Origin of the sequence: Marvinbryantia sp., assembly GCF_047017445.1 — a bacterium.
Lineage (GTDB): Bacteria > Bacillota > Clostridia > Lachnospirales > Lachnospiraceae > Marvinbryantia.
The window spans coordinates 104,601-111,288 of sequence record NZ_JBKXTT010000014.1 but is presented as its reverse complement, the minus strand read 5'-3'; the positions used below and the strand labels follow the sequence as shown (position 1 = coordinate 111,288).

At 49.3% G+C, this 6,688-nt stretch carries 6 protein-coding genes; 4 read left to right on the top strand and 2 right to left on the bottom strand.

All coding sequences use genetic code 11. The annotated features are described in order from the left end of the window. Nucleotides 1-159 precede the first annotated feature (159 nt). Nucleotides 160-1,479 carry a hypothetical protein gene (locus tag ACLU9Q_RS15325; RefSeq protein ID WP_412625599.1) on the top strand — a complete coding sequence of 440 codons (1,320 nt, stop codon included), beginning with the start codon at nt 160-162 and terminating at the stop codon, nt 1,477-1,479. A gap of 63 nt (nt 1,480-1,542) precedes the next feature. On the opposite strand, the gene htpG is transcribed toward ACLU9Q_RS15325, so the two are convergent. Further along, nucleotides 1,543-3,636 (bottom strand): molecular chaperone HtpG, encoded by a 2,094-nt coding sequence (gene htpG, locus ACLU9Q_RS15320; protein ID WP_412625597.1) that lies wholly within the window; start codon nt 3,634-3,636, stop codon nt 1,543-1,545. A 108-nt stretch (nt 3,637-3,744) separates the two neighbouring features. Continuing rightward, complete coding sequence (locus tag ACLU9Q_RS15315; protein WP_412625596.1) at nt 3,745-4,242, bottom strand: DUF5721 family protein; 498 nt, start codon at nt 4,240-4,242, stop codon at nt 3,745-3,747. A 155-nt stretch (nt 4,243-4,397) separates the two neighbouring features. On the opposite strand from ACLU9Q_RS15315, the gene ACLU9Q_RS15310 reads away from it, so the two are divergent. The 3 genes from ACLU9Q_RS15310 to ACLU9Q_RS15300 all read left to right on the top strand — a co-directional run bounded on the left by ACLU9Q_RS15310 (nt 4,398) and on the right by ACLU9Q_RS15300 (nt 6,685). Continuing rightward, a complete protein-coding gene (locus ACLU9Q_RS15310) occupies nt 4,398-5,237 on the top strand; it encodes a DegV family protein (RefSeq protein ID WP_296839816.1) in 840 nt (279 codons plus the stop codon). A 95-nt stretch (nt 5,238-5,332) separates the two neighbouring features. Beyond that, complete coding sequence (locus tag ACLU9Q_RS15305; RefSeq protein WP_412625595.1) at nt 5,333-5,710, top strand: hypothetical protein; 378 nt, start codon at nt 5,333-5,335, stop codon at nt 5,708-5,710. Between the two features lie 63 nt (nt 5,711-5,773). Next, complete coding sequence (locus tag ACLU9Q_RS15300; protein WP_296839812.1) at nt 5,774-6,685, top strand: leucine-rich repeat protein; 912 nt, start codon at nt 5,774-5,776, stop codon at nt 6,683-6,685. Nucleotides 6,686-6,688: the final 3 nt, after the last annotated feature.

The window sequence follows — 6,688 nt, the reverse complement described above, 5'->3', positions numbered from 1 at the left end:
AGACTTAAAATCTCTCGGGGGCAACTCCGTGCCGGTTCAAGTCCGGCTACCCGCACTAAAAAACGTCCACTGGACGTTTTTGTCGTGTGCTTGGCAACGAAAAAGCTTTGTAACCGGATGGATTTACAAGGCTTTTTATCATATAAGGAGCGTATTTTTATGAAACTGCAGCTACAAAAAAAATTAATCAATCTGACGACTTTTTATTATCTGCTGGTGCTGGAAAAAGACTTTTCGCGGGCGCCGCAGAAACGAAAAAAGAAGCAGAATAAAAATGTATATAAGCTGATGAAAGCGGCCTATGAGATACCATTTTATCGAAAGCGCTTTGAAGAGCATCATCTCACGCCGGAGGACTTCCACTGTGCGGAGGATCTGGCAAAATTCCCGGTGCTCACAAAAGCGGAGCTGCGGGAATGGATGAAGGAATTATACGATGCGAATCCAAAGACAAGGGATAGCTGGGATGCTACCAGTACAAGCGGTTCCACCGGCGTTCCGCTTACCCTTTATCAGTCGCAGCGGGAACATGCCTGCGCAAATGCAAGCTGGATCCGCATTCTGATGAGTTTTGGCTATAAGCCCTTTACCGGAAAAATGGTGTCTTTTGAGTCGAGCTACCGTGCGGAAAAGAAGAAGAAGGATTCGATCCTGCAGAATCTCGGAATTCTGCAGCGCCGGATCATTTCGGAAAAACGCTGCGTGGGCGACGGTACTGCCGATGTCATCCGCGAGCTGAATGAGTATGCGCCGGATCTGATCTGCCTGCGCAAAAACTGTATTGTCCGCATTGCGCTGTATGCACAGCAGCATAAGCTGAAGGTGCAAAAGCCGAAGTGGTATATCCCTGTCAGCGAGATGGTCGATGAGGTGACGCGGCAGATCCTTGAGAAAACCTTTGGTCCGGGGCTGGTGGACTGCTATGGAAGCGATGAGACGGGCAGCTGCCTGGTAAAGCGTCCCGGAAAAGATTATTACGATTTATGCTGCGATACGCATGTAGTCAACATTTACGACAGCGAGAACCACCTGGCGGACAACGGACGGATGATCTTAACACCGCTTTATAAGACCGATTTTCCGTTGATCAATTATGATATCGGAGACACGGCATCCTCCTATATGAAGGACGGCATCCGCTATGTTACGACGATCCACGGGCGTTTGAATGATATGGTAAAGCATGAAAACGGGGAGGACACTTCTGTTCTGGAGCTGCGCAAGATTCCAAACGGGATTACCGGAATCGCCCAGTTCCGCTACGTGCAGGAGACTTACCATGATCTGCGTGTCGAGCTGGTGCGTGATCCGCAGGATAAGACTCATACAGAAGAGGAAATCGCAGAATTCTTCCGCGGACGTCTGCAGGAGCTTTACGGGGAGGAATTTCGCATCAAAGTCGTCTGGCTGGACGTTATCCCGCCGGATCCGAATGGAAAGCTGCGGTGCTTTGTCTGTAATGTAAAAGATACTATATAAAATGTAAAACATAAGCCGGGCGGCTGTATATTCAAAGCTGCCCGGCATTATTTCAATTTAAATTTATTTTGTCAGCAACATCATGATCTCGTTGCTGCGCGCGATAAATTTTGTCATTGCCTCCGGTGAGAGCGGAGCATGACTGAGCATCGCGAGGTCGTAAAGCTGTTCGCACATCATCGGAACATGCTCGGAATCTTTATTATTCAGGATAAACTGTACCAGCGCATTGTTTGCGTTCAGCACCAGTGTCTCGGAGCCGCCGAACATATCCGGGTCCATGCCGTACATATTGTACATCTTCATCATTTCCTGCATACGGCGTGTTTCCTCGGAGAGTGTGATCATGGAAGATACTTTCTCATTTTTCAGCTTCTCCACTTTTACCTCAAGCTTATCCTTGCCGAGCGCTTTGCGGAAAACTTCGGTAAGCGTTTCCGTGGTTTCCTTCAGCTCATCTTCGGACGTCTCTTCTTTGACGGAATCGGTCACATCGGCGTCGATGCGCTGGAAGTGAACGTTCTCCTTTTTCTGCTCTACATGTGTGATAAACGGCGTATCAATATTGTGCTTCAGGATCGCGGCGTCCATTCCGGCTTCCTTAAACATGTTGATGTACTGGCTCTGTTGTACCTCGTCTGTCACATAGTAAAGAGTTGTCTTCGGCGGTTCTTTTTCCGTTTCTTCATCGGATGCCTCTTCTGTGGTGTTCTCCTGGGCAGCTTCTGCAGCATCGTTTGCTTCGGCAGTCTCAGCGGCAGCCTCTTCTTCCTTCGGCTGGTTTTCTTTGATAAAGTCATCCAGCGAGAGGTATTTGCCGTCTAAGTTCTTCACCAGAATATAATCCATCATGCGGTCGCTGAATTTGCTGTCTTTTAAGCAGCCGAATTTGATGAACGGACTGATGTCGTCCCAGTATTTTTCATACTCTTCGCGGTCGGTCTTGCACATGCCGCTCAGCTTATCGGCAACCTTCTTGCTGATATAGTCGGAAATCTTTTTCACAAAACCGTCGTTCTGCAGCGCGCTTCTGGAAACGTTCAGCGGCAGGTCCGGGCAGTCGATGACACCTTTTAAGAGCAACAGATATTCCGGGATCACTTCCTTGATGTTGTCTGCGATAAACACCTGGTTATTGTACAGCTTAATGGTTCCCTCGATGGAATCGTACTCGGTGTTGATCTTCGGGAAGTAGAGGATACCCTTTAAGTTGAACGGGTAGTCCATGTTCAGATGAATCCAGAACAGCGGCTCCTTATAGTCCATAAATACCTTGCGGTAAAACTCCAGATATTCCTCCTTCGTGCACTCGTTCGGATGCTTCGTCCAGAGCGGATGAGTATCGCTGATGGAAACAGGACGCTTCTTAATTTTTGCCTTTTCCTGTGCCGGAGAAACCTCTACCACTTCTTTTTCGCCGTTTTCGTTTTCTTTTTCCTCCGTCTTGGCATCCTCATGAATGTACTCGATCACTTCATCGTCATCGCGTACTTCTTCCTTGAGAATGGTTTCGTACTGTGGTTCAGCGTCTGCGTTGGTGAGGAAAATCTCAGTCGGCATGAAGGAGCAGTATTTTTCCAAAACCTCGCGGACACGGTATTCATTGGCAAACTCCAGGCTTTCCTCGTTGAGGAACAGGGTGATCTCTGTACCAATGGTCGTCTTGTCGCCGTCCCCAATGGTGTAGGAGGTGCCGCCGTCGCATTCCCAGTGAACTGCAGTAGCGCCTTCGCGGTAGGAGAGCGTATCAATGTGTACCTCATCCGCTACCATAAACGCAGAGTAGAAGCCGAGACCGAAGTGACCGATGATCTCATCGCCGTTGGCATTATCCTTGTATTTCTCCAGGAAATCGGTTGCGCCGGAGAAGGCAATCTGTGTGATATATTCCTCCACCTCGTCGGCTGTCATGCCAAGACCGGTATCGATAAACTTCAGCGTTTTTTCCTTCGGATTTACGATAACGTCAATTTTGTTTTTGTAGCCTTCCGGAAAAGTAAATTCACCGATTAAGGCAAGTTTTTTCAGCTTTGTGATGGCGTCGCATCCGTTGGAAACCAGCTCGCGCATGAAGATGTCGTGGTCGGAATACAGCCACTTTTTGATGATCGGGAAAATGTTTTCACTGTTAATAGAAAGATTACCTGTTTTGCTCATATACTATCACCTCATCTAATATTTGTAATTCATTTGTAGAATTATGGATAGTATAATACCAGGCGGATAGAATGTCAAGAAAAAATTAGCACTCATTTAAGTTGAGTGCTAACAAAATACAATTTCCTGTTTTTGCAGGAATTTTTTTACCATTTCATCCCAGGTATGCTCCACTGTCTTGTCCAGCGTAAAGAAGCGCAGGGAAGAACCGGTCGTGCAGGTGAGTGCACCCTGACGGAAATGAAGGTTCAGAAAAAGCCCGTCAATATCCGCCGGATTTAACGCGAGCTGCGACTGGGTCACCAGCCTTTCCACATTTGCCGGAGCGAGGCGGAATACGATCTTAAACTCCAGCGGCGTGTGTTTTCCCTTGATGAGGCTTAAACAAAATGGGCGGAGCTGGCGCCAGAAGGACCAGGACTGTTGCGAAAGCTGCTGCATTTCCAGCTCCTCGGAGGAATAATATTCCTTCTGAAGGCTTCCGTCTATGTGAAAGGTGTTGAACGTGACAAAGACTGCTTCCGAGAGCTGAAAACCGTCGAAGGTGTCTCCGAGAAACAGTTTGTTCATAAATGGTTTTACTTCTGTGATCTGCAGGGCAAGCATGAATGATTCTCCTCGTATCTGAAATTTCGGGTATCATTAGTATATAATAGAAAGTTTGAAATGAAAAGCAGAAAAACACTTTTCAAATGGAAATATATGTGCTATGATGATGTAGTATTAAAAACTACGTTACGTTTTCAGGAGGTTTTAGCGGCATGAGCTATAAAGTGGTAATTGACAGTTGCGGTGAATTAACCGAGGAAATGAAAAAGGACGGTCATTTTGAAACTGCCCCGCTTACGATATATGTGGACGATTTTATGATTATAGACGATGAAACATTTGACCAGGCAGATTTTCTGGCGCGCGCGGCAGCGAGTCCGAATTGTCCGAAATCCGCCTGTCCCTCTCCGGAAGCGTATAAAAATGCCTTCGACTGCGGCGCGGATCACGTGTACGCAGTCACGTTATCTGCCGAATTGAGCGGTTCCTATAACAGCGCTGTTCTCGGCAAAAATCTTTTTCTGGAGGAGCACCCGGAGAAAAAAGCGTATGTATTTAATTCCTGCTCGGCGTCCATCGGGGAGACGCTTATCGGTCTGAAAATCCAGGAGTGCGAGGAAGCCGGGATGGAGTTTGAGGATGTCATCAAAACCGTAGAAAAATATATCGCGGAGAAAAAAACATATTTTGTTCTGGAAACGTTGGAGACGCTGCGCAAAAACGGACGCCTCAGCACGATGAAGGCGATTCTGGCGACCGCGCTGAAGATCAAGCCGGTGATGCACGGCACGCAGGAGGGTACGATCGAGCCGCTTGCGCAGGTGCGCGGGATCAACAAGGCGCTGGTGCGGATGGTGGATATTCTTGTTCAGCAGGCGGAGCACACGGAGGAAAGGATTCTGGCAATTTCCCACTGCAACTGTCCGGAGCGGGCGCAGATGGTGAAGGAGGCTATTCTGGAAAAAATCAAGGTAAAGGATGCAATTGTGCTGGATACCCGCGGGATCAGCAGTCTGTATGCGAACGATGGCGGCGTAATCGTCGTTTTATAAAAAAGATTGTATTTTAGTGGAATCTATGTTACACTATTAGGCAGGATATGCAAGGTGCTTGCAGGAAAGAATGTAAGATAGAGGAGAAATGTCATATGAGTCAGGCAAAGGTAGACCGCTATAAAGAGCAGAAAGCGAATCGCCAGAAAATCATGAAGAAGGAAAAGCGTGAGAGAATGCTCTGGAGGATAGGCGGCTATGCAGTGCTGCTGGTGCTTGTCGTGTGGATCGGAGTTTCCGCTTACAACAGTTTCCATGTGGAGACAAGAAAATTCTACGACGCAGATACCACGGCTGTCGATACGTATCTGAGTGGTCTGACCGCGGAGGATACCGCGGAAGCGGCAGATGAAGAAGCTGCGGCTGATGAGGAAGAGGCGGATGCGGCAGAAGATACCGCGGAGGCTGAAGCAGAAGCGGACGCTGCAGGTGATGCGGCTGAGGACGCTGCAGAGGCAGAGACAGCAGAATAAGAAAAAAGCAGGTGCGCCCGGTTATCCGGGCGCATTCTTATCGTATAGATCACGGAGGACATTATGGAGATCGTAAGCCGCGTGGAAAATGGACAGGCAATTGTGGAGCGCTGCCTGGGAGAGGAGCAGCGGGCAGAATTGCCGGAGCAGATAGACGGCTGCCCGGTGACGGCGCTGAGCGATTACGCTTTTTCACATGCAAAACCGAAAACGGATGACGCCGACTGTGCAGTTTGCGGGGAGAAGCTCCTGGAGGTGCAGCTTCCGCAGAGCCTGCGCCGTATCGGAAACTATGCCTTTTACGGCTGTCGGAAGCTGGAGCGCATGGCGCTCTGGCATCAGACGGAGGATATCGCGGGCGGGGCGTTTACCGGCTGTTACCGGCTGCGGGAGCTGTACGTGTATATGCAGAACGCCTGGGGATACTGTTTAAAGGATATTGTCAGCGAGCTGCGGCAGGAGCTGCGGGTGACGCTGGATTACGGGGACGGCACGGCGGCGAAGCTTTTATTTCCCGAATATTACGAGGAGGCGGTGGAAAATACGCCGGCACGGATTCTGGAGACGCATTTCCACGGCTCCGGTTATCATTACCGGCAGTGCTTCCGCGACGGAGAATTAAATTTTTCGGAGTATGACGGGCTGTTTGGCGAGGCGGCGGCATGGGAGAGCGTTGATTTTTGTATTGAGCTTAGCCTTTTGCGTTTGCAGCAGCCTTACAGGCTCACGGAGGATGCGAAGGGAATTTACATGGCATGGCTGATGGAACACCGCCGGGAGGCGGCTTCCTGGTGCCTTGCCTTTGAGCAGCAGGAGGCGCTGGAATACCTTTGTACGTTCATCGACTGGAGCGCCGACGAGCTGTCGGAGCTGATCCGCGAGGCGAACGAGGCGGGCAGGATGGAGAGCCAGAGCTTTCTGATGGATCATAAATACCGCAGCCGAAAGCAAAGCGTGCAGACCTTTGAGCTGTAGAGA